Origin of the sequence: Protofrankia sp. BMG5.30, assembly GCF_001983005.1 — a bacterium.
In the GTDB taxonomy this organism is placed as follows: Bacteria; Actinomycetota; Actinomycetes; order Frankiales; family Frankiaceae; genus Protofrankia; species Protofrankia coriariae.
In genome coordinates this window covers 16,085-39,357 of sequence record NZ_MOME01000012.1, presented here as the reverse complement: position 1 = coordinate 39,357, position 23,273 = coordinate 16,085, and the positions used below count along the sequence as shown (strand labels likewise).

Annotated in this window: 18 protein-coding genes; 16 read left to right on the top strand and 2 right to left on the bottom strand. The window is 70.8% G+C overall.

What is annotated here, in order from left to right; genetic code table 11:
• The first annotated feature begins 2 nt into the window (after positions 1–2).
• The 5 genes from gatA to BL254_RS07835 all read left to right on the top strand — a co-directional run bounded on the left by gatA (position 3) and on the right by BL254_RS07835 (position 6,075).
• The gene (gene gatA / locus BL254_RS07855; RefSeq protein ID WP_175648318.1) at positions 3–1,490 is read left to right on the top strand and encodes an Asp-tRNA(Asn)/Glu-tRNA(Gln) amidotransferase subunit GatA; all 1,488 of its coding nucleotides are present in this window, start codon (positions 3–5) and stop codon (positions 1,488–1,490) included.
• 193 nt (positions 1,491–1,683) lie between these two features.
• Positions 1,684–1,998, top strand: a complete 315-nt coding sequence (locus BL254_RS07850) for a hypothetical protein (protein WP_076842965.1) — start codon at positions 1,684–1,686, stop codon at positions 1,996–1,998.
• A gap of 26 nt (positions 1,999–2,024) precedes the next feature.
• On the top strand, positions 2,025–3,512 hold the full coding sequence (gene gatB / locus BL254_RS07845; protein ID WP_371390222.1) for an Asp-tRNA(Asn)/Glu-tRNA(Gln) amidotransferase subunit GatB: 1,488 nt from the start codon (positions 2,025–2,027) through the stop codon (positions 3,510–3,512).
• Positions 3,513–3,780: 268 nt separating this feature from the next.
• Entirely contained in the window at positions 3,781–5,580 is a 1,800-nt protein-coding gene (locus tag BL254_RS07840) for a penicillin-binding transpeptidase domain-containing protein (RefSeq protein ID WP_083730917.1), read from the top strand.
• A gap of 231 nt (positions 5,581–5,811) precedes the next feature.
• The gene (locus BL254_RS07835) at positions 5,812–6,075 is read left to right on the top strand and encodes a hypothetical protein (RefSeq protein ID WP_047221327.1); all 264 of its coding nucleotides are present in this window, start codon (positions 5,812–5,814) and stop codon (positions 6,073–6,075) included.
• Positions 6,076–6,535: 460 nt separating this feature from the next.
• Here the strand turns inward: BL254_RS07835 and BL254_RS07825 are convergent, their stop codons facing one another.
• A complete protein-coding gene (locus tag BL254_RS07825) occupies positions 6,536–6,748 on the bottom strand; it encodes a hypothetical protein (protein ID WP_083730924.1) in 213 nt (70 codons plus the stop codon).
• A gap of 398 nt (positions 6,749–7,146) precedes the next feature.
• Here BL254_RS07825 and BL254_RS07820 point away from each other — a divergent pair, with 398 nt between their 5' ends.
• From BL254_RS07820 to leuA, 6 genes are all read left to right on the top strand, one after another.
• Complete coding sequence (locus BL254_RS07820) at positions 7,147–8,961, top strand: acetolactate synthase large subunit (RefSeq protein WP_076842944.1); 1,815 nt, start codon at positions 7,147–7,149, stop codon at positions 8,959–8,961.
• Between the two features lie 15 nt (positions 8,962–8,976).
• A complete protein-coding gene (ilvN, locus tag BL254_RS07815) occupies positions 8,977–9,501 on the top strand; it encodes an acetolactate synthase small subunit (protein WP_047221330.1) in 525 nt (174 codons plus the stop codon).
• Positions 9,502–9,571: 70 nt separating this feature from the next.
• Positions 9,572–10,573, top strand: a complete 1,002-nt coding sequence (ilvC, locus tag BL254_RS07810) for a ketol-acid reductoisomerase (RefSeq protein WP_047221331.1) — start codon at positions 9,572–9,574, stop codon at positions 10,571–10,573.
• A gap of 257 nt (positions 10,574–10,830) precedes the next feature.
• On the top strand, positions 10,831–12,420 hold the full coding sequence (gene serA, locus BL254_RS07805) for a phosphoglycerate dehydrogenase (RefSeq protein WP_076842943.1): 1,590 nt from the start codon (positions 10,831–10,833) through the stop codon (positions 12,418–12,420).
• Positions 12,421–12,613: 193 nt separating this feature from the next.
• On the top strand, positions 12,614–13,426 hold the full coding sequence (locus tag BL254_RS07800) for a septum formation family protein (RefSeq protein WP_076842942.1): 813 nt from the start codon (positions 12,614–12,616) through the stop codon (positions 13,424–13,426).
• A gap of 282 nt (positions 13,427–13,708) precedes the next feature.
• The gene (gene leuA / locus BL254_RS07795; protein ID WP_076842941.1) at positions 13,709–15,415 is read left to right on the top strand and encodes a 2-isopropylmalate synthase; all 1,707 of its coding nucleotides are present in this window, start codon (positions 13,709–13,711) and stop codon (positions 15,413–15,415) included.
• A gap of 25 nt (positions 15,416–15,440) precedes the next feature.
• On the opposite strand, the gene BL254_RS07790 is transcribed toward leuA, so the two are convergent.
• Entirely contained in the window at positions 15,441–16,871 is a 1,431-nt protein-coding gene (locus tag BL254_RS07790; RefSeq protein ID WP_076842940.1) for an EAL domain-containing protein, read from the bottom strand.
• A gap of 530 nt (positions 16,872–17,401) precedes the next feature.
• On the opposite strand from BL254_RS07790, the gene BL254_RS07785 reads away from it, so the two are divergent.
• The 5 genes from BL254_RS07785 (at position 17,402) to cimA (ending at position 23,188) form a co-directional block, all read left to right on the top strand.
• Positions 17,402–18,451 (top strand): 3-isopropylmalate dehydrogenase, encoded by a 1,050-nt coding sequence (locus BL254_RS07785; RefSeq protein ID WP_076842939.1) that lies wholly within the window; start codon positions 17,402–17,404, stop codon positions 18,449–18,451.
• Between the two features lie 234 nt (positions 18,452–18,685).
• Positions 18,686–19,615, top strand: a complete 930-nt coding sequence (gene ilvE / locus BL254_RS07780; RefSeq protein ID WP_047221335.1) for a branched-chain-amino-acid transaminase — start codon at positions 18,686–18,688, stop codon at positions 19,613–19,615.
• Between the two features lie 442 nt (positions 19,616–20,057).
• The gene (locus tag BL254_RS07775; protein WP_076842938.1) at positions 20,058–20,444 is read left to right on the top strand and encodes a cyclic nucleotide-binding/CBS domain-containing protein; all 387 of its coding nucleotides are present in this window, start codon (positions 20,058–20,060) and stop codon (positions 20,442–20,444) included.
• Between the two features lie 126 nt (positions 20,445–20,570).
• Entirely contained in the window at positions 20,571–21,248 is a 678-nt protein-coding gene (locus tag BL254_RS07770) for a Crp/Fnr family transcriptional regulator (protein WP_043603981.1), read from the top strand.
• Positions 21,249–21,589: 341 nt separating this feature from the next.
• On the top strand, positions 21,590–23,188 hold the full coding sequence (gene cimA / locus BL254_RS07765) for a citramalate synthase (RefSeq protein WP_047221337.1): 1,599 nt from the start codon (positions 21,590–21,592) through the stop codon (positions 23,186–23,188).
• Positions 23,189–23,273 lie beyond the last annotated feature (85 nt).

Sequence of the window (23,273 nt, the reverse complement as noted above, 5' to 3'; positions counted from 1 at the left end):
CCGTGACCGACGTCATCCACTTCTCCGCCGCCCGAACCGCCGCCGCGATCGCCGCTGGTGAGCTCAGCGCGCTGGAGGTGACCCAGGCCGCGCTCGACCGGATCGCGAAGGTCGACGACCGGATCAACGCGTTCCTGCACGTCGACGCCGACGGCGCCCTCGCCGCGGCCCGGGACGTCGACCAGCGCCGGGCGCTGGGGGAGACGCTCGGGCCGCTCGCGGGCGTCCCGCTCGCGCTCAAGGACGTCTTCACCGCCCGCGGGATGCCCACGACCTGCGGCAGCCGAATCCTGGAGGGCTGGTACCCGCCGTACGACGCGACCGCCGTGGCGAAGCTGCGCGCGGCCGGCGTGATCATCATTGGCAAGGCCAACATGGACGAGTTCGCGATGGGGTCGTCCACGGAGAACTCCGCCTACGGCCCGACCCGCAACCCGTGGGACACCGACCGCATCCCCGGCGGCAGCAGCGGGGGCAGCGCGGCGGCGGTGGCCGCGTTCGAGACGCCGATCGCGCTCGGTACCGACACCGGCGGCTCGATCCGCCAGCCGGCGGCGGTGTGCGGGCTGGTCGGGGTCAAGCCGACCTACGGCGGGGTGAGCCGCTACGGCCTGGTCGCCTTCTCCAGCTCCCTGGACCAGGCCGGCCCGCTGGCCCGCACGGTGACCGACGCCGCCCTGCTGCACGCCGCCATCGCCGGCCACGACCCGCTGGACACCACCAGCGTGGAGCTCGCGCCGCCGCCCGTGGTGGCCGCCGCCGCCAGCCGTGACCTGCGCGGGGTGCGCATCGGGGTGGTCCGCGAGCTGTCCGGGGACGGCTACGACATCGGGGTGCGCGCGCGTTTCTCCGACACCCTTGAGGTGCTCGTCGGTCTCGGCGCCGAGGTCGTCGAGGTCAGCTGCCCGCACTTCACCTACGCGCTGCCCGCCTACTACCTGATCGCGCCGAGCGAGTGCTCGTCCAACCTGGCCCGTTTCGACGCGATGCGGTTCGGCCTGCGGGTCGGCGACGACGGCGAGGCGAGCGCCGAGGAGGTCATGAGCCGCACCCGCGGCATCGGCTTCGGCCCCGAGGTCAAGCGGCGGATCATCCTGGGGACGTACGCGCTGTCGTCGGGCTACTACGACGCCTACTACGGCCAGGCCCAGAAGGTCCGGACGCTGATCAGCCAGGACTTCGCCGCCGCCTACGAGCGGGTCGACGTGCTGGTCTCGCCCACCACGCCCACCGTCGCGTTCCGGCTGGGGGAGAAGGTCGACGACCCGGTGTCGATGTACCTGTCCGACCTGTGCACGATCCCGTCGAACCTGGCCGGCGGGCCGGCGATGAGCCTGCCGGTCGGTCTCGCCGACGGGCTCCCCGTCGGATTCCAGATCATGGCGCCGGCGTTCGCAGACGACCGGCTGTACCGGGTCGGCGGCGCGCTGGAGGCGGCGCTGGAGGCCAGGCGTGGCCGTCCCTTTCTTGACGACGCCCCGCCCCTGTGACCGACCCGCCGGCACGGACGTCCGGTGACGGAGGCCGCGGCGCGGGCATGCCAGGGCCGGCCGCGCCGTGACGGGCGGGCTCGCGTCGGGTATGCCCGCACCGGGCGTGTCGTGACAGGATCCCGGGCTCGCCCGGAGAGGATCATGATCGCGCGTGTGTCGGCCGACTACGATGGCGAGAGGGAGGCCTATGATGGTTGCGCTACGTAGCAGACGTGAGGACCGGGTGCTGCTGGTGGCAGCCTGGGTTCTGACTGTCGCCGCGCTTGTACTCGGTGTCGTCGCGTCGGCGCCCATCCTGATCCTGTGGGGCGTCCTCGGCGTCGGCGCGGCCGTGTTCGCCACCCGGATCCACCTGCGTGACACCCGGCCCCGCCAGCCGGACCCCGCCACCGGCACGCGGCCCGCCGGCGAGGCCCAGCCCGCCGATCAGGCGCGGCCGGCCGGCGCGGATCACGGCCCCACTTCGGTACAGACGGACGCGGTTGAACAGGAGCACGTGCGTTGACACCCACGGCCACCACGACGGCCACCATCCCCACCTTCGACGACGCCGTCGCCCGCTACGAGCCGGTGATCGGGCTGGAGACGCACGTCGAGCTCGGCACCACCTCGAAGATGTTCTGCGGCTGCTCCACCGCGTTCGGAGCGGAGCCCAACACCCAGGTGTGCCCGACCTGCCTGGGCCTGCCGGGCTCGCTGCCGGTGGTCAACGAGGCCGCGGTCCGGTTCGCCGTGATGATCGGTCTGGCGCTCAACTGCTCGATCTCACCGTGGTGCCGTTTCGCGCGCAAGAACTACTTCTACCCGGACATGCCGAAGAACTTCCAGATCAGCCAGTACGACGAGCCGCTGTGCGAGAACGGCTGGCTCGACGTGGAGGCCGACGGGAAGATCCACCGGGTCGGCATCACCCGCGTCCACATGGAGGAGGACACCGGCAAGTCCCTGCACGTCGGCGGGGCCACCGGGCGCATCCACGGGGCCACCCACTCGCTGGTCGACTACAACCGGGCCGGCATCCCGCTGGTCGAGATCGTCACCGAGCCGGACATCCGCTCGCCCGAGGTCGCCCGCGCCTACGTCGACGAGCTGCGTGAGCTCTGCCGGGCGCTGACCGTCTCCGACGTCCGGATGGAGCAGGGCTCGCTGCGCTGCGACGCCAACGTGTCGCTGCGTCCGCGCACCGCCCCCGGCGAGCCCGCCGCGCCCTACGGCACCCGGTCGGAGACCAAGAACCTCAACTCGCTGCGCTCGGTGGAGCGGGCGGTCCGGCACGAGATCGTCCGACAGGCCACCCGGCTGGACGCGGGCCTGAAGGTCGTCCAGGAGACCCGGCACTTCGACGAGGCCTCCGGGACGACGTCGGCCGGCCGCTCCAAGGAGGAGGCGACCGACTACCGGTACTTCCCCGAACCGGACCTCACCCCGCTGGCGCTGACCCACGAGTACGTCGACGCCGTCCGGGCGACCATCCCGGAGCTGCCGGCGCAGCGCCGGGCGCGCCTCRCCGCCGACCACGGCTTCACACCCGCCGACATCGTGAACATGCGCAACGCCGGCGTCCTCGACCTGGTCGAGGAGACCGTCGCGGCGGGGGCGACGGCCGAGGCGGCCCGCAAGTGGTGGCTGAACGAGCTCGCGCGCCGGGCCGCCGACGCCGGTGTGCCCCCGATCGGCCTCGCGATCGGGCCGTTCGACGTCGCCCGCATCACGGAGATGATCGCTGACGGCGAGCTGACCGACGCCCTCGCCCGCACGGTCATCACCGGTGTCCTCGCCGGTGAGGGAACGCCGGACGAGGTGGTGGCCGGTCGCGGCCTCAAGATTGTCTCGGACGACGGCGCGCTCGCCGAGGCGGTCGACAAGGTCATCGCTGCCCAGCCGGCCATCGCCGACAAGGTGCGCGGCGGCAAGCTGAACGCGGTCGGCCCGCTGGTCGGCGCGGTCATGAAGGCCATGAAGGGTCAGGCGGACCCGGGCACGGTACGCAAACTCCTCCTGGAACGCCTCGGCCAGTAACCGCCGCCCTTTCTCCGCCTGCTCGTCACCCGCAAGCCGTAGGTGGAAAACGTCACTATCACGCCGGTTTTCACCTAGGGCTTGCGCGTCCGTAGGTGAAAACCGCTGTGATAGCAACGGTTTTCACCTACGGTCCGCGTTGTGCTCACGGCGCGTCGACAGGCGGGTCCCGGCTGGGCCTTCGTAAGCTGGTGCCACGCCCGGAGCCCGGCCGTCGATGGCGGCGGGGCCCAGGTCGCCATCAGCGGGGCCGCCGCTGAGATCGTCAATGGGGGAGGAGCACGCCAAGGTGCCTCTGACTCCTGGCGGGTTCACCGCGTCGACGTCACGGCGGGGCCGTGGCCGCACCCGTCTGCTCATCGCCCTCGCCGTCGTCATCGTGCTGCTCGCCGCGTCCGGCGCCGGATACCTGTGGAAGGTCCGCAGCGACAACCGCGCCCAGGACAGGGCGGCGACGGCCGCGGCGGAGGCGTACCTGTCCAGCTGGCAGAGCCTCGCCTCGTCCGGTGACACGGCCACCTCCACCACGGACCGCGCCGCGGGTACGGGCACCGCCACGGCCGCGCCCAGCGCCGCGCCCGCCAGCGCCGGACCCAGCGCCGCGCCTGCCAGCGCCGCGCCCACGGCCGCGCAGGAGCAGGGCAGGGCCGGCGTGACCGCGGTGGCCACGCCGGGGACGATCAGCGTCGACCAGCTCGTCGCATCCATGGTCGACGCCCGTACCAGACTGAACGTGACCGGGGCCCGCTTCGTCCCGGGCGCGCTGGAGCGGACGGGTTCGACCGCCACGGTCGGCTACTCGGCGTCGCTCACCCTGGCCGGCTTCCCCGAGCCGTACAGCTATGAYGGTGTGCTGCACCTCGCGCGGCAGGGGAAGGACTGGAAGGTCCAGGCCCGGCCGGACGCGATCCACCCCGCGCTGGCCCCCGGCCTGCGGCTGGACCGCACGACGTCCACGGGCAAACGCGGCCAGTTGGTCGACGTCAACGGCCAGCCGCTGAGCGGCGACGCGGAGCTTGCCGGCAACCTGGTCGGCCAGGTGGCTCCGCTGTCGGGGCTGCAGCGCGTCCACGACGCGGTCCTTGCCCCACAGGGCGGTACCGTGGCCGTCCGCAACGAGCGGAACGAGACTGTCAACACCCTGCGGTCGTATCCGATGACCGATGGCAAGGACGTGGAGACCACGCTGGATCTGAAGGTGCAGCGTGCCGGCGAGGCCGCGATGGCGACCGCGTCCAAACCCACCGGCGCGCTGGTGGCCGTCGACGTGCGCACCGGCGGCGTTCTCGCCCTGGTGAACCACCCGCTCAACGGGTACGGTCGGGCGATCAACGGCCGCTATCCACCGGGATCCACCTTCAAGATTGTCACGGCGACCGCCGCGCTGATCGCGGGGAAGGACGCGAACACCCCGCTGGACTGCACTCAGACCGTGGCGGTCGGCGGGCGTACCTTCGCCAACGCCGAGAACGAGGAGTTCGGMGTGATCCCGCTGCGGGAGGCGTTCGCCCACAGCTGCAACACCGCGTTCATCCGGCTGGAGGGCTCGCTGCCCGACTCGGCGCTGGAGCAGGCCGCGAAGCTCTACGGTTTCGACAGCAGCCGGCCGCTGCCGATAGCCAGCGTCGGCGGTTCCTTCCCGACGCCGAAGGACGCGGTGGAATCGGCCGCGGACGCTCTCGGCCAGGGCAGGGTGAACGCGAGCCCGCTACAGATGGCCAGCGTGGCCGCGGCGGTCGCCAGCGGCACCTGGCACCAGCCGTTCGTGAGCGGTTCGGCGCCGCGGAGCAACCCGCTGCCGGCGGCGGTGGTCCCGACGTTGCAGGACTTCATGCGATCGGTGGTCACCGAGGGGACGGCGGCCAGCGTCGCCTTCCCCGGTGAGGTGCACGGCAAGACCGGCACCGCCGAGTACAAGGACGGCAACCCGCCGCCGACCCACGGCTGGTTCGTCGGCTACCGCGGCGACGTCGCCTTCGCGGTCATCGTCGAGGACGGTGGCTTCGGCGCCCAGTCCGCGGCCCCCATAGCCGCCCACTTCCTCCAGAACCTCGACACCACACCCTGACCGCCTCCGCCTTGCCGGGGCAGCGTCGTCGGAGTTCCGCGTCCGCCTGAAGCGGCGTTGCCGTTGTCCAGCGCGGGGCGGGGGATCGTAGCGGCGACCGTGGTCGGCCTGTTGACGGGCGTCGTGCTGGCGGCCTGCGCCGTCCGCCTCCCAGTGTCGCCGCAATCCGCGGCTGACCGTACTGCTGCCTCAGGTGCCCTAGGGATACTCGGGACGTCGGAGGCAGAGGTCATGGCCGCAAAACTGACACCTTTGAAAGTCGATCCGGAGGCTGACAGGCTGATCTCGGACGGGGCCCACTTCCTCGGCATGACGAAGAATCTTGTGGCCGAGGCGGTCAGGGTGTATCTGGAGATCCGACGTGAGGAGATCCGGGCCCGGATGCGGGAGGTGATGGCACTGCTGGACGGCACCAACCGATCTCGGCTGGCGTTGCTCACAGGGCTGACACCCGAACAGATCGACGCGGTCGGCGGAATCGGCGAGAACCTGTGAACGGCTGATGGAGCGGGCTCGTCCGACTTTGCGCTGCCTCTGCGAGGATGGTGATCTCTATGTGCTCCGGAGAAGCTGGAGGCCGTCATATTCGGCGAAGTCGATAAAGTTTTTGATATTGAGGGTGGCCAGTGGCAGTCCGCTTGTAATACAGCAGGCAGCGATCCATGTGTCGTTTGTCGGCCGTGGCCGACCGCGGATCTGCCCCCGAGCCTGGAGTTCGCCCCACGCTCTGGCTACGGGTGCGTTGTAGGGCAGCACCCCTACCCGGGCGGTAAGAAATGGTTGAGAACAACGAGTCTGTGAGATCCCCAGCTCCGGACCAGCGTCCATTTGGTCAACTCGCCGACGGTGACAAATGTGACCGCCAGTGTCTGTCCGGCAAGCCGTGCCTCGAGCGGTCCCGGTACTCGGCCTCGTAAGATCGCCGACGCGACGTCGGTGTCTATGACGAGGACGCTCACCCGATGTCCGAGTGTCGAGAAGCGTACAGGTCGGCGAGGAAGTTCTCGTAGTCCTCATCGGAGTCCCACAGCTCGGGGTGGGCGAGCTCCCTGAGTGAACCGACCGGCCGCACACCCTGACTACGGAACACCTCTTCGACGGGGRTGCCCTCCTCGATGGGGATGCCGTCGATCGGCCAGCGCGAAGCCGGCTGTGCGCCTGGCGTCACTTCGACCACCCCTCCCCGCCTATTTTCGATCATCATAGCTCGCGGGCCGTTCATGTCTGCTGCTCCGTCTGGCGTACCTGCGGACCAGGCTGGACCCGGCGGGTGGGCGGGCGGGTTGCGTCGGGACGGGGCGCTTCGCGGCGGGCCCGGGGGCGTTGCGGTGGGCGCGGTGTTGGGTGACGAGGGTGTTGATGAGCTTGACGGGGGAGTGGATGTCAGGGCATGGTAGGGACCATGCTCAGTGGCATCCTCACACCTGCGATTCTTGTACTTGTGGAGCGCGCGTAGTCGATCTCAGGACTGCGTGCGCCGCCCCTCAGTGCCTTCGGCACGAGGGGTTTTTTTGTGCCCGGCCCACCCACCCGTCACCACCGTGGAACGTCAAGGAAGACGATCAGATGAGCAGTCAGATCACCGGAGCGCAGTCGCTGGTCCGTTCGCTGGAGGCCGCCGGGGCCGACGTGGTCTTCGGCATCCCCGGTGGCGCGATCCTCCCGGCGTACGACCCGTTGTACGACGCCGAGCACCTCCGGCACATCCTGGTCCGTCACGAGCAGGGCGCCGGGCACGCCGCCGAGGGCTATGCGCAGGCCACCGGACGGGTGGGCGTGTGCATCGCGACGTCCGGGCCGGGCGCGACGAACCTGGTCACGCCGATCGCGGACGCCTACATGGACTCGGTACCCCTGGTGGCGATCACCGGCCAGGTGCCCAGCGGCGCGATCGGGACGGACGCGTTCCAGGAGGCCGACATCTGCGGCATCACCCTGCCGATCACCAAGCACAACTTCCTGGTGGCCTCCGCGGACGACATCCCGCGCACGATCGCCGAGGCGTTCCACCTCGCCTCGACCGGACGCCCCGGGCCGGTGCTCGTCGACCTGCCCAAGGACATCCTGCAGGCGACCACGTCGGTGCTGCCCGCCGACGTCTGGCCGCCCACGCTGTGCCTGCCCGGCTACCGGCCGGTGACCCGCCCGCACGGCAAGCAGATCCGCGAGGCGGCCCGGATGATCAGCGCGGCCCGTCGGCCGGTCCTCTACGTCGGCGGCGGGGTGCTCAAGGCGCGGGCCGCCGCCGAGCTGCGCACGCTCGCCGAGCTCACCGGCATCCCGGTGGTGACGACGCTGATGGCCCGCGGCGCGTTCCCCGACTCGCATCCGCAGCACCTGGGCATGCCGGGGATGCACGGGTCGGTCGCTGCGGTGRCCGCCCTGCAGAAGTCCGACCTGCTGATCGCTCTCGGCGCCCGTTTCGACGACCGGGTGACGGGCAGGCTGTCCTCGTTCGCGCCGAAGGCCGCGGTCATCCATGCCGACATCGACCCGGCCGAGATCGGTAAGAACCGGGTGGCGGACGTGCCCATCGTGGGGGACTGCCGTGAGGTGATCGCTGATCTCGTCGCCGCGCTGCAGGGCGAGCCGCGGGCGGATCTCGCCGGCTGGTGGCGGCAGATCGACGGCTGGCGCCGGACGTACCCGCTGGGCTACGACCTGCCGACGGACGGCTCGGTCGCCCCGCAGTACGTCATCGAACGGCTTGGCAGGATCGCCGGCCCGGAAGCGCTGTACGTCGCCGGGGTCGGCCAGCACCAGATGTGGGCCGCGCAGTTCATCTCGTACGAGCACCCCTACACCTGGCTGAACTCGGGTGGGCTCGGCACGATGGGCTACGCGGTGCCGGCGGCGATGGGCGCCAAGGTCGGCCGGCCGGAGGCGACGGTGTGGGCGATCGACGGTGACGGCTGCTTCCAGATGACCAACCAGGAGCTGGCCACCTGCGCGCTGGAAGGCATCCCGATCAAGGTTGCGATCATCAACAACGGGTCGCTCGGCATGGTCCGGCAGTGGCAGACCCTGTTCTACGACCAGCGGTACTCCAACACCGACCTGGGCACCCGGCCGGACGGCGCCGGCACCAGCGCCGGCCCCGGTGTCGGTGCCGCGTCCAGTGCCCCGCGGGGCGCGCGCCGGGTGCCGGACTTCGTGCGCCTCGCCGAGGCGCTCGGCTGCGTCGGTATGCGCTGCGAGTCGCTGGACGAGGTCGACGCCACGATCGACAAGGCCATGGCCATCGACGACGCGCCGGTCGTGGTGGACTTCGTCGTCCACCGGGATGCGATGGTGTGGCCGATGGTCGCCGCCGGCGCGAGCAACGACGAGATCAGGATCGCCCGGGACATCGCTCCCGACTTCGACTATGAAGAGGCTTAGGAAGAGGTTCAGGCCGTGAGCACGCACACCCTGTCGGTGCTGGTGGAGAACAAGCCCGGGGTGCTCGCCCGGGTCGCGGGGCTGTTCTCCCGGCGCGGCTTCAACATCGAGTCGCTCGCGGTCGGGCCGACCGAGCACGACGACATCTCCCGCATGACGATCGTCGTGTCCGTCGACGAGCTACCGCTCGAGCAGGTCACGAAGCAGCTCAACAAGCTGGTCAACGTCATCAAGATCGTCGAAATGGAGCCGTTGGCCGCGGTGCGGCGGGAGCTGGTCCTGATCAAGGTGCGGGCGGACCTGTCGGTCCGTTCGCAGGTGCTCGAAACCGTCCAGCTCTTCCGCGCGAAGGTGGTTGACGTCGCTCCGGAGGCGGTCACCGTGGAGGCCACCGGCACCCGCGACAAGCTCGACGCCCTCATCCGGATGCTCGAACCGTTCGGCATCAGGGAACTGGTCCAGTCCGGCATGGTCGCCCTCGGCCGAGGCCCGCGATCGATTACCGACCGTAGTCTGCGTGCTCTCGACCGGACGGCCTGAGGGCCATGAAGATCCCGTGGGCCCGGTTGCGCCGGGCCCACTGACGAAGAATCGAGGAGATTCGCCCACGATGGCCGAGATCTACTACGACGCGGACGCGTCGCTCGACAACATCACCAACCGTAAGGTCGCCGTCATCGGGTACGGCAGCCAGGGCCACGCCCACGCCCTCAACCTGCGCGACAGCGGCGTGGACGTCCGGGTCGGCCTGCCCGAGGGCAGCCGCAGCCGGGCGCGGGCCGCCGAGCAGGGCCTGCGGGTGCTCACCCCGGCCGAGGCATCGGCCGAGGCGGACGTGATCATCCTGCTTGCGCCGGACACCACCCACCGTAAGATCTACGCGGAGTCCATCGCGCCCAACCTGTCGCCGGGCAAGGCGCTCGCGTTCGGCCACGGTTTCAACATCCGGTACGGGCTGATCGAGCCGCCGGCCGGGGTGGACGTGTTCATGGTCGCGCCGAAGGGCCCGGGGCACCTGGTCCGGCGGACCTTCACCGAGGGCAAGGGCGTCCCCGTGCTGGTCGCGGTCGAGGCGGACGCGTCGGGCGGCGCTCTCGCGCTCGCGCTCGCCTACGCCAAGGCGATCGGCGGCACCCGGGCCGGGGCGCTGCGCACGACCTTCACCGAGGAGACCGAAACCGACCTCTTCGGCGAGCAGGCTGTGCTCTGCGGCGGCGCGAGCGCCCTGGTACAGGCCGGTTTCGAGACGCTGGTCGAGGCCGGCTACCAGCCGGAGGTCGCCTACTTCGAGTGCCTGCACGAGCTCAAGCTGATCGTCGACCTGATGTACGAGGGCGGTATCAGCCGGATGCGGTACTCGATCTCGGACACGGCCGAGTACGGTGACGTCACACGCGGTCCGCGGGTGATAACGCAGGCGGTGAAGGACGAGCTGCGCCGCATCCTCGGCGAGATCCGGGACGGCTCGTTCGCCCGGGAGTGGGTGGCCGAGGACGACGCGGGTCGCCCGCAGTTCACCAAGCTCGTCGAGGAGGGCAAGAAGCATCCGATCGAGCAGGTCGGCGCCCAGCTGCGGCCGCTGATGTCCTGGATCGCCGAGCCCGTCGACTGACACCCGCCCAGCGGCCTGGCCCGGTGGATCCGCGGCTGTCGTCGACCGCCGCGTCCGCCTGGCCAGGTCGTGGACACCAGGGATTCCCGGGCTGGACAGCCCCGGTACATCACCGGCAGCGGCCCACAGTGGGTACGCTGGGCGGCGCTCACAACCTCCTGGCCCTGTACCTCGGGTGTCCTCGTCGTCGCCCGTCGTCGCGTCCGCTGTCCTTCTGACCCGCCGTCCCGCCGGCCGTCTTCCCAAGGAGCCTCACCGTGCCCGTCGTCCTGGTTGCCGAGGAGCTGTCGCCGGCCGGGCTGGAACTGCTGTCCGGCGAGTTCGAGGTCCGCCATCTCGACGGAACCGACCGGGCCGCCCTGCTGGGCGCGATCCCCGAGGCCGACGCCCTGATCGTGCGCAGCGCGACCAGAGTGGACGCGGAGGTGCTCGCCGCCGCCCGTTCGCTGAAGGTCGTCGCCCGGGCGGGGATCGGGCTGGACAACGTCGACGTCGCCACCGCCACCACCCGCGGTGTGATGGTCGTCAACGCCCCGCTGTCGAACATCGTCAGCGCCGCCGAGCACGCCGTCGCGCTGCTGGCGGCGGTGGCCCGCCGCATCCCGGCGGCCAACGCCGCGCTGYGCGGCGGTGAGTGGAAGCGCTCGAAGTACGTCGGCGTCGAACTCGCGGACAAGACCGCGGGCGTGGTGGGGCTCGGGCGCATCGGCCTGCTGGTCGCGCAGCGGCTGGCCGCCTTCGGCATGAAGATCGTCGCCTACGACCCCTACGTCTCGGTGGGCCGCGCCGCCCAGCTGGGGGTGCGCCTGGTCGACCTCGACGAGCTGCTGCGGATCAGTGACGTCATCACGATCCACCTGCCGAAGACGCCGGAGACGATCGGCCTCATCGGCCGGGACGAGCTCGAGCGGGTCAGGCCAGGAGTGATCATCATCAACGACGCCCGGGGCGGGCTCGTCGACGAGGAGGCCCTGGCCGACGCGGTCCGGGACGGCCGGGTGGGCGGCGCCGGCATCGACGTGTTCGTCACCGAGCCGACCACCTCCTCGCCCCTGTTCGAGCTGGACAACGTGGTGGTCACCCCGCACCTGGGGGCGTCCACCGCGGAGGCCCAGGAGAAGGCCGGGGTCGCGGTGGCCCGGTCGGTGCGCCTGGCGCTGCGCGGCGAGTTCGTCCCGGACGCGGTGAACGTGCAGGCGGGCGGGGTCGTGGCCGAGGACGTCCGCCCGGGGCTGCCGCTMGCGGAGAAGCTCGGCCAGCTGTTCACCGGCCTTGCCGGTGGCCTCGCCGCCGCGATCACCGTCGAGGTCCGCGGCGAGATCGTCGCCCACGACGTGTCGGTGCTGCAGCTCGCCGCGCTCAAGGGCGTGTTCACCGACGTGATCGAGGAGCCGGTCACCTACGTCAACGCGCCGCTGCTCGCGAAGGACCGGGGCGTCGACGTCGCGCTGGAGACGTTCGAGGAGAGCCCCGACTATCGCAACCTCGTCACCGTCCGTGGCGTGCTCGTGGACGGGACGCCGGTGTCGGTGAGCGGCACGCTGACCGGCCCCCGGCAGGTCGAGAAGGTCACCGCGATCGACGACTTCGAGGTGGACATCCGGCCCCAGGCACACCTGGCCTTCTTCCGGTACGAGGACCGTCCGGGAGTGGTCGGCGCGGTCGGCGCGCTGCTGGGCGAGGCCCAGATCAACATTGCCGGCGCGCAGGTCAGCCGTCGCAAGGCCGGCGGCGAGGCACTGATGTCGCTCTCGCTCGACGACACGGTGCCCGTGGACGTCCTGACCGAGATCGCCAAGATCATCGGAGCGTCGGCGGCTCGGTCGGTCAGCCTCCACAGCCAGTGACCAGCCGGTGAGGAGCCGATCCGGCGAGGAGCCGACAGGGCACAGGTGACCGGGCCGTCCGGCCGGTTGCGCACCGAGGCCGGACGGCCCGGTCACCGCCGTCCATCGCGGTGTGCCACAGGTCGTGGTGACCTGGCCCCTGGTTCGGTGACCATGGTGTGGGAAACGAGTCCCTGGGTTTACCGTGAAAGCCATGGCTCGGGACGGTCGGGACCCGTTCGAGGGGTTGCACCTCGATGACACTTTCGTGCGCTCCGCGCGCTTCATCGAGCCGTCAGCCGATGAACGCCTGGCAGCCTCCGGCGAGGCCGCGCGCGGCCGCTGCCGGGTGGAACCCGTCCGGTCGAAAGGGCAGCGGGTGTTCTACCGCTGGATGTGGACGCCGGGTTCCCCGCGTCGCCGCCGCGCCACCCGGCTGGTGGCGTTCCTGACGCTGCTCGCCGGAATGGCGGGTCTCGGTCTCTTCCTGCTCCGCAACAATCCGCGCGCGGCGGTGGTGTCCGCTCCGGCACCCTCGGCCGGCACCCCGGTCCGGATGCAGGAGCCCGGTCTCGCCGACTCGGCGGCGGCCGCCAGCCCGGCGACGAGCCCGGCCGTGCTCTCCGTCCCGGCGCAGCGGTTCGTGCTCGAGCCCACCCTGCTCGGCGAGCTGCGGCCGGGGGACTGCCTGCTGTGGGCGCCGGATTCGGCGCACGAGGTCACTCCCGCCAAGGTGGGCTGCGACCAGCCGCACCTCGACCAGGTGACGGGGGTGGTCGATCTGGCCGCGCCCTTCCCCGGCTGGCCGGGCCGGCCGGCCCTGGACGCCGCCACCGCCAGGGACTGCGTGGCCGCCGCGCGCGCCATCTTCGGCGACACCGGCAGCGTCCCCGGCCTGAAGGTCGCCTCGATCTATCCGGAGGAGAGCGCCTGGCAGGCCGGCACCCACGCGCTGGTGTGTACCGTGCGGGCCGACGATCTGCGGCCGCGGGTTGGCCCGGCGCCGGTCGTGGGCCTGCCGACCTGATCTCACCGGCCCCTCGGGGCGGTGTGGGGGACGGTGTGAGCCGTCGGGTAGTAAGCTCGCCGCAGTATGCGCACGCTTCTGCTTCTTAGTCGCCGCGGCGGGGCCTGAGACAGGTCGGCTTCCTCGTCGCGGGGTTGTTGGTGCGCGCTGGCCGCCGCAGGTTTTCTCCCGAAGCAGGAGCGGTAGAAACTAGTGACTACTTCACGGCAGTTTCCCGGTTTGCATATTCCCGGCGCGCAGTCTCCGGGTGCGCAGTCTCCCGGCTCACAGCGGCCTTCCGGTATGCCCGTCGACAAGTACCGGCCGTTCGTCCCGGTCGACCTCCCCGACCGGACCTGGCCGAACCGGACGATCACCCGGGCGCCCCGGTGGTGCAGCGTGGACCTGCGCGACGGCAACCAGGCGCTGATCGACCCGATGACCCCGGCGCGCAAGACGCAGATGTTCCAGCTGCTGGTGCGGATGGGCTACAAGGAGATCGAGGTCGGCTTCCCCGCCGCCAGCCAGACGGACTTCGACTTCATCCGGCAGCTCGTCGAGGGCGGGCACATCCCCGACGACGTCACCGTCCAGGTGCTCACCCAGGCCCGGGAGGAGCTGATCGAACGCACGGTCCGCGCGGTCGTCGGCGCGCCGAACGTGCTCGTACACCTGTACAACTCGACGTCGAYGCTGCAGCGCCGGGTGGTGTTCGGGCTCGACCGGGCCGGCATCACCGACATCGCCGTCCAGGGCGCGCAGTGGTGCGCCCGGTACGCGGAGAAGCTGCTGGCGGGCACGGACGTCCGCTGGCAGTACAGCCCGGAGTCGTTCACCGGGACCGAGCTGGACTACGCCCTGGAGGTCTGCGAGGCGGTCATGGACGTCTGGCAGCCCACCGCGGACCGGCCGGTCGTGCTGAACCTGCCGGCGACCGTGGAGATGTCCACGCCCAACGTCTACGCCGACCAGATCGAGTGGATGTCACGCAACCTGACCCGGCGGGACGCGGTCGTGCTGTCCCTGCACCCGCACAACGACCGTGGCTGTGCCGTGGCCGCCGCGGAGCTCGGGGTGCTGGCGGGCGCCGACCGGGTCGAGGGATGCCTGTTCGGCAACGGCGAGCGCACCGGCAACGTCTGCCTGGTGACCCTGGGGATGAACCTGTTCTCCCAGGGCATCGACCCGGAGATCGACTTCGGCGACATCGACGAGATCCGCCGGACCGTGGAGCACTGCAACCAGCTCCCGGTGCACCCCCGGCATCCCTACGGCGGCGACCTCGTCTACACCGCCTTCTCCGGCTCCCACCAGGACGCCATCAAGAAGGGCTTCGAGGCGATGGAACGGACCGGGCAGCGGCTGTGGGAGGTGCCCTACCTGCCCATCGACCCGAAGGACGTCGGCCGCTCCTACGAGGCCGTGATCCGGGTGAACAGCCAGTCGGGCAAGGGCGGCGTCGCCTACCTGCTGAAGGCGGAGCACTCCCTGGACCTGCCCCGTCGGCTGCAGATCGAGTTCTCCCACGTCGTGCAGCGCCACACCGACGACATCGGCGGCGAGGTGACCGGCGAGGAACTGTGGGAGATCTTCTCCCGGGAGTACTTCCTGACCGGCGACGCCTCCGACGCCCCGCTGGAGCTGCTCGGCTCCCGGACCACCGCCGCGCACGGGGAACGCGACGAGGTCCGCGTCTCGGTGCGCATCCACGGCGGTGAGGAGGTCCTCAGCGGCACCGGCAACGGGCCGATCGACGCGTTCGTCGCCGCGCTGCGCACCCGGGACGTCGAGGTACGCGTCCTCGACTACCACGAGCACGCCCTGGGCTCGGGCGCGGACGCGCGGGCCGCGGCCTATCTCGAGGTCGCGGTGGGGGACAGGGTGTTCTGGGGCGTGGGGGTCGACCCGAACATCGTCACCGCGTCCCTGCGCGCGGTGGTGAGCGCGGTCAACCGGGCCGCGCGGGACCARCGCACTGCCCCCGGCATCCAGGCCGCCACGGGTATCTGAGGGCCTCTGGCCGTGACCATCTGGGTCACGCTCCCGCGGCCGGGCCGTGGCTCGGGCGCGCCGCCGCCCGCTCCACCACGACCCGGTCGGCGGCCCGATTCGCGGCCCAGGCCGTGGCCCGGTTCGTGGCCGCCAGCTCCACGGCCTGCCCCGGGGCCTTCCCACGCGGCTGTGGACGGTCGTGCTCCGGTGGCCGCGGGCGTCCGCCGGACATCTCCGCCAGCCGGAGCATCAGCCGTTCGATCCGGACCAGGCCGACCGGTCGGCCCAGCTCGGTGACCACCACGACCGGGTCGAAGCGCAGCGCCGGCGCGCGGCTCATCGCCCGGCGCGCCACGTCCACGATGTGTTCGTCGGGCCGGGCGACCATGCTGGCCGGCACCCGCCGGGCCGCGGCGGCGCCGGGGGCGACGGGCAGCTGCAGTGCCACCGGCTGGTGGCGCCGGTTCACGACGACGACCGCGCCGCCGCCAGCAGCGCCAACACCGCCGCCCGGGTGTGGCTGTGCCGGCGGGTCGGGCCACCAGGCCGCCGACGCGGAGGTGCCCCGGCGCGGCGGCCGGCCGTCCCCGACGCGGATCCGTACCTGTTCGAGCAGGCTGCCCACCCCCTCGCCGCGCCCGGTCCGCTGGGCGAGCAGCCGGATGCGCCTGGCGACCGCGGGGTCGAGGCGCTGCCAGTTCTGTGCGGGGCGGCCGAGATACCAGCCCTGCCCGAGCGGGACGCCGAGCCCGACGAGCACGGCCAGCTCCTCGTCACGCTCGATGCCCTCGGCGATCACCCAGGCGTCCAACCTGCGGGCGAAGACGTTGACCAGTTCGGTCAACGTCCGCCGCACCTGGTCGCCGTCGGCGCGGGCGACCAGCTCCCGGTCGAGTTTGACCAGGTCGGGGTGGACCCTGGCGATCTGGCGCAGCCCCGCGTAGCCGGACCCGACGTCGTCCATGGCGATGCGGCCGCCGCGCTCGCGCAGCGCCTGGATGGTGGTGGCCAGCTCAGGGGTCCGCTCGGCGCTGACCGTCTCGTTGAACTCCAGGACGAGCCGGCTGAGATCGGCATCGGCCCAGACCGAGGCAACCTCCGTGGTGGTCAGCAGGTTCGGCATGACGTTGACGCTGAGGAAGCAGTCGGGTGGCAGCCGTTCGCGAGCCGCCAGTGCCGCCCGCAGCACCCTGGCCTCGAAGCGGGCGGCGACCCCGGCGCGCTCGGCGGCGGCGAACCACAGGTCGGGTGAGGGCGCCGCGGCCGTCCCGAAACGCGCCAGTGCCTCGTACCCGGCGATGACACCACGCCGGAGATCGACGATCGGCTGGAAGACGATGCGCGGCTGCTCCGGATCGGCCAGCGCGTCGCGCAGCGCGTCGGACCACTCGTCCGCGGAACCGGTCGCGCGGACGGGACCGGTCACGCGGTGGGTGGCGGAGCGGACCGGTGGTGGCGTTGTTTCAACGATCATGCGTCGTACACTCCCTTGTGCCGTCGCATGCCACGCGTGCCCGACCGGGGGAGATGCCCGCTCACCTCCAGCCGGTTACGGAGCTGCTTGCCGAGGCGGTTGTGGTATGTGGTCGGTGCACTGTACGTGAGGACCTTTGTCGCCATCGGCGATTCATCGTGCGTGTCGCGCGCCCCGCGCCCATCCCGGGCATTTTCCGGCCGTCCGGAGGAAGTATGCGGAAAATTTTCGCGGAGAATCATGAGGAAATGTATGTCGAAAGCTTCGGCGTACATTTTGTCTGATTTTTCGGTATGTTTCCTGCGATCTGCCGGGAGATGCTGCGGCGCGTACGCCTGATCATCGAAGACGCCGTCGCCGACAGATGACCCGCACCCGCGGCGCGGTGGGCCCGGCGCGGTGGGCCCGACGCGGTGTGAACGTGGTGTGATCGTGCTGCGAACACGGTGCGAACACGCCACGAAGGCCCGCCACGGCTGCGGGCGGGGGTGGGCGCCGCGGGTGGGGGATGACGGATTACAGTCGCGTTCATGAGGCTTGCGGTCATCGGCGGGGACGGTATCGGTCCAGAGGTCGTCGCGGAGGGCCTGCGTGTCCTGCGTGTCATCGAGCCCAAGGTGGAGGCCACCGACTACGACCTGGGCGCGCGCCGCTGGTACGCCACCGGCGAGACCCTGCCGGACTCGGTGCTCRCCGAACTGCGCGAGCACGACGCGATCCTGCTCGGCGCGGTCGGCGACCCCGGGGTGCCCAGCGGCATCCTCGAACGCGGGCTGCTGCTGCGGCTGCGCTTCGAGCTCGACCATCACGTCAACCTGCGCCCGGTGCGGCTGTACCCGGGTGTGGCCACGCCGCTGGCCGGCGAGCACACCATCGACATGGTGGTGGTGCGGGAGGGCACCGAGGGCCCGTACGCGGGCGCCGGCGGTACCCTGCGCCGCGGCACCCCGTACGAGGTGGCCACCGAGGAGAGCCTCAACACCCGTTTCGGCGTCGAGCGCGTCGTACGGGACGCGTTCCACCGGGCGCGGGCGCGTCCCCGGCGGCGGCTCACCCTCGTCCACAAGACGAACGTCCTGACCAACGCCGGGGACCTCTGGCTGCGCACGGTCGCCGAGGTTGCCCCCGAGTTCAGCGAGATCCAGGTCGACTACCAGCACGTGGACGCGGCCTCGATGTTCTTCGTCACCGACCCCGGGCGTTTCGACGTGGTCGTGACCGACAACATGTTCGGGGACATCCTCACCGACATCGGCGCGGCGATCACCGGCGGTATCGGGCGGGCTGCCAGTGGCAATCTCGACCCGTCCGGGAAGAACCCGAGCATGTTCGAGCCGGTGCACGGCAGCGCGCCGGACATAGCCGGGCAGGGGATCGCCGACCCGACCGCCACCGTGCTGTCGGTCGCGATGCTGCTGGCGCATCTGGGCCGGACGGAGGACGCCGCCCGGGTGGAGGCGGCGGTCGCCGCGTCCCTGGCCGAGCGTTCCCGGCCGCGCAACGGCTACCTGCACGACCAGATCTCCACGCGGGAGGTCGGGGAGGACCTGGCGGCGCGGGTCGCCGGCTACACCGGTTGAGCCGGTAGGCAGGCCTGCGCCGGACGGCCGTGCAGCCCGTCCGGTGCTGTCCGTTGTCGTTCCTGCTCAGAAGGTGGTTATCCGTACGCGAGCTGATGCAAGCGGCCGGAGAAACGCTATTCTTTGAAGAGCCGTAGATCCGGTACGACGGCAGCCGACGGGGCCCGACCACGGCGAAGATCGGCGCGATCGTCACTCGCCCACACGCTTCGTCGCATACGCCTGGAGTCACCCGTGCCCATCACACCGACATCGAAGATCTGGATGAGCGGCCAGTTCGTCGACTGGGACGACGCCCACATCCACGTGCTCAACCCGACGCTGCACTACGGCTGGGGTGTCTTCGAGGGCATCCGCGCCTACCCCACCGCCCGCGGCAGCGCCGTGTTCCGGCTGACCGACCACATCGCGCGGCTGTACCGCAGCGCCAAGATCTACATGATGGAGCCGTCGTTCACGCAGGACGAGCTCGTCGCCGCCGTCAAGGAGACGGTCGCCGTCAACAGGGTCGACGCCTGCTACATCCGGCCGCTGATCTACCTCGGGTACGGGGAGATGGGCCTCAACCCGCTGCCCTCCTCGATCGAGGTGATGGTCGCGGTCTGGCCCTGGGGCGCCTACCTCGGCGCCGACGCGGAGGAGAACGGCTGCCGGGCCACCGTGTCCACCTGGCGCCGCAACGACAACAACATCATTCCGCCGGCGGCCAAGGCGTCCGGGCAGTATCTCAACTCGTCGCTGGCCAAGGTCGCGGCGCTCAAGGCCGGTTACGACGAGGCCATCCTGACCAGCCCCAACGGGAACGTCGCCGACGGGTCGGGCGAGAACGTCTTCATCATCTCGGAGGGCAGGCTGATCACCCCGCCGCTCAGCGACGGGCCGCTCGGCGGCATCACCCGGGCGTCCATCATGCAGATCGCCGCGGACCAGGGGTACGAGGTCCGCGAGCAGCACATCGTCCGCACCGACCTGTACCTGGCGGACGAGGCGTTCTTCACCGGGACGGCGGCCGAGATGGTGCCGATCGTCGAGATCGACGACCGCCCGGTCGGGGCGGGCCGCCCCGGCCCGATCACCCGCGAGCTGCTTGAGCTGTTCCACCAGGCGACCCGCGGGGAGATCGACCGTTACAAGAACTGGAACGAGCTCGTCCAGGAACCGTAGGGCTCCGCGGGCCGTCTCCGGCGGATCGTCAGTCGCGCCACGGGCCAGTGCCTGGACGGTCGATATCCGCCGGAGATAGTTCTGGCCCCGGTCGGCCCGGTCGGCCCGGTCGGCCGGGCATGTCGTGACGGCCGGCCTGCCGGCTGGCCGGTACGTCTGACCGCACTGTCGTGTGATCACGCTTTCGCACGGCCGTCGCGGCCGGGTGGCACGAGCGGATGCCACGGGGCCGGCGGGCGGGATACAGYCGTGTTCCGCCCGGATTCCGGCTTTGTTCGACTTGGGTTCCGCTCGGGTTCCATCCGGGTTCTGCCCAGGTTTCATCCAGGTTYCGCCCACGGACCGTTGTTTGTCGTGACGGTCTGGTCAGCGGACCATTCCGCGCCTACTCTCTCCTGTCAGGCTCTTTTTCACAAGTGCACAAGCCCCGGGGAGAGGCGTGATGCGGGTTTCCGACGGGATGACCAGTCCGGTACTCATGATCGGCCCGAACCACACCCTGCGTCAGGCGGCGCGGCTGATGGCAGCCCGGAAGGTGGGCGCGGCCATTGTGCGGGACGTCGACGGCGAGGGGTACACCATCCTGACCGAACGTGATGTTCTGATGTCGGTGGCGGCCGGCCAGAACCCGGACGTCGAACTGGTCGGAGATCATGTCGCCCGGGACGTCGTGTTCGCCGATCCCGGCTGGCCGCTGACGGAGGCTGCCGGCGCGATGCTGCGTGGCGGGTTCCGGCACCTGATCGTCTGCGATCGGGGCGACGTRGCCRGCGTGTTGTCCATGYGCGATGTAGTGCGTTGCTGGAGTACCCAGCGGGTGTCTGTTTAGGGAGCAGTGTGCCTCTGTTTGGTTGACTGTTCCTTCTGTGTCGTTTTTTGCTCCATCGACGCACATCACTGCACAAGGGGGGCACCGGGCGCCCACATTTCCCGACATTGGCGCTACGGTCACGGTGTGCAGGAGGAAGAGGTAGTCGCGCTGCTGCGGGCGACCACGTTGCTGAAGGAATTGGACGAGCCGGCCCTGGCGCGCCTCGCCGCACGATCCGTCGTGCGCCGATATCGCCGCGGTCAGGTTGTGCTTACTGAAGGTGATCCCGCTGACACGTTGCTCGTAGTGGCCTCCGGCCGCCTGAAGGTACTCACGACCGCCGACGACGGCCGTGACCACGTCCTGAACATCGCCGGTCCCGGCGACACCCTTGGCGAGCTCAACATCGTCGAGGCCGGCCCGCGCTCGGCCAGCGTCGAGGCGCTGGAACCCAGCGAGGCCGTCGTCCTCGACCGAGCCGCCGTGTGGGAGCTGGTCCGGGAGCGCCCGGCCGTCGCCGAACAGCTCATCCGGGCGCTGGTGGCTCACGTCCGCCGGCTGACCGGGGCAAACGCCGACCTGGTCTTCCTCGACCTGCCCCGGCGTGTCGCCAAGCTGCTGCTGATGCGGATGCGGGAGTCCGGGCGTCCGCTGATCGAACTGGGCCTGACCCAGACCGAGATCGCCTCCCTGCTGGGTGGCTCACGCCAGTCGGTCAACCAGGCCCTGCGAGAGTTCGAGAAGCGCAACTGGATCCTCGCCGAGGGCCAGACCGTCACCATCCTCCAGGTCGAACGCCTACGCCGCTTCGCCGGCGACTGAGGGGCCTCCCCCAAATAGTCGCTTTCGCGACTATTTGGGGGCCCCTGCCTCTTGGGCGGGCCGCCGTCCGGGGCTTTTGGATCATCTGATGATGATCCAAAAGGTGGAGGTCGGTCTGGGTGTGGTGCGGGCTTTGTCGTGAGCTGGGGGATCGCGGGCTTCTGGGCGGGTGGCGCCGTACAGTGGGCAGTCGGCGGTGAACCCGCCATCGTCGCGCGTGCCGGCTGCCCACCCACGCCGCCGGGCGCGTGACACCCCGCGGATCCGCAGGTCCGGATCCACAGATCGCGATCCGCGGATGGCCGACTACCCGCAGGTGATCCGCAGCTGAGAGGCACGCCGTGCAGCCAGACGATCCCGACTCCTTTCACGTCTATGACACGACGTTGCGTGACGGGACCCAGCAGGAGGGRCTGTCGCTGTCGGTCGGCGACAAGATCGCGGTAGCTCGGCACCTCGACGAGATCGGGGTCGGCTTCATCGAGGGCGGCTGGCCCGGGTCGAACCCGAAGGACGCCGAGTTCTTCCACCGCGCCCGCACCGAGCTGAGGCTGGAGCACGCCCTGCTCACCGCCTTCGGCGCGACCCGCCGGGCCCGCACCACCGCCGCCGACGACCCGCAGGTCGCCGCCCTGCGGGAGGCTGGCACGGCCGTCGTCTGCCTGGTGGCGAAGTCCGACCGCCGGCACGTCGAGCGCGCCCTGCGCACCACCCCCGCCGAGAACCTGGCGATGATCCGCGACACCGTGGCGCATCTGCGCGCCGAGGGCAAGCGGGTGTTCGTCGACGCGGAGCACTTCTTCGACGGCTACCGAGCCGACGCCGACTACGCCCTCGAGGTGGTCCGGGTGGCGGCCGAGGCCGGCGCCGAGGTCGTGGTCCTCTGCGACACCAACGGCGGGATGTTGCCGACGCGTATCGGCGACGTTGTCTCCGCCGTCCGCGACCGCACCGGCGCCCGGCTGGGCATCCACTGCCACAACGACACCGCCTGCGCGGTCGCGAACACGCTGGTCGCGGTCGAGGCCGGCGTCACCCACGTTCAGGGCACCGCCAACGGCTACGGCGAGCGCTGCGGCAACGCGGACCTGTTCAGCGTCGTCGCCGGGCTGGAGACCAAGCTCGGYCGCCGGGTGCTGCCCCCGGGCAGGCTGCGCGAGCTGGTCCGGGTGTCGCACGCCATCGACGAGATCACCAACTCCGCGCCGGACGCCCACCGCGCCTACGTCGGCGCGAGCGCGTTCGCCCACAAGGCCGGCCTGCACGCCAGTGCCGTCAAGATCGATCCGGACATGTACCAGCACATCGACCCCGCCGTGGTCGGCAACGACATGCGGATGCTGGTCTCGGAGCTCGCCGGCCGGGCCACCATCGAGCTCAAGGGCCGGGAGCTGGGCCTGGACCTCTCCGGCCAGCGGGAGGCGCTGGGGAGGGTCGTCGACCTGGTCAAGGAGCGGGAGGCGGCCGGCTACACCTACGAGGCCGCGGAGGCGTCGTTCGAGCTGCTGCTGCGCGACGAGACCGAAGGCCCCCGGCGGTTCTTCACCCTCGAGTCGTGGCGCGTGATCGTCGAGCGGCGGCCGGACGGCGAGGTCGTCAGTGAGGCGACCGTGAAGCTCGTCTCCAACGGCGTGCGGCACGTGTCCACGGCCGAGGGCAACGGCCCGGTCAACGCCCTCGACCGGGCCCTGCGTGAGGCCCTGGAGAAGAGCTACCCGGGCCTTGCCGACCTCGACCTGGTCGACTACAAGGTGCGCATCCTCGACGGCAGATCCGGCACCGGCGCGGTGACCCGGGTCCTGGTCGGCACCAGCGACGGCCGCGACCGCTGGGACACCATCGGCGTCGACGAGAACATCATCGCCGCCTCCTGGGAGGCGCTCCAGGACGCCGTCACCTACGGCCTGCACCGCCAGGGCGAGCAGATCGTTCCCAAGTAGCCGTTTCATGGCGCTTCGGGGTGAGTGGCAACGTCCGGGGCGACTGGCAGCAGCGCATCATCAGCGCATTATCAGTCCCGATGTC

Coding starts and splice junctions, on each gene's coding strand:
- BL254_RS07790 (WP_076842940.1), bottom strand. CDS start 16,871: ATGATCGTTGAAACAACGCCACCACCGGTCCGCTCCGCCACCCACCGC.
- BL254_RS07800 (WP_076842942.1), top strand. CDS start 12,614: ATGGCTCGGGACGGTCGGGACCCGTTCGAGGGGTTGCACCTCGATGAC.
- BL254_RS07850 (WP_076842965.1), top strand. CDS start 1,684: ATGGTTGCGCTACGTAGCAGACGTGAGGACCGGGTGCTGCTGGTGGCA.
- ilvC (WP_047221331.1), top strand. CDS start 9,572: ATGGCCGAGATCTACTACGACGCGGACGCGTCGCTCGACAACATCACC.
- BL254_RS07835 (WP_047221327.1), top strand. CDS start 5,812: ATGGCCGCAAAACTGACACCTTTGAAAGTCGATCCGGAGGCTGACAGG.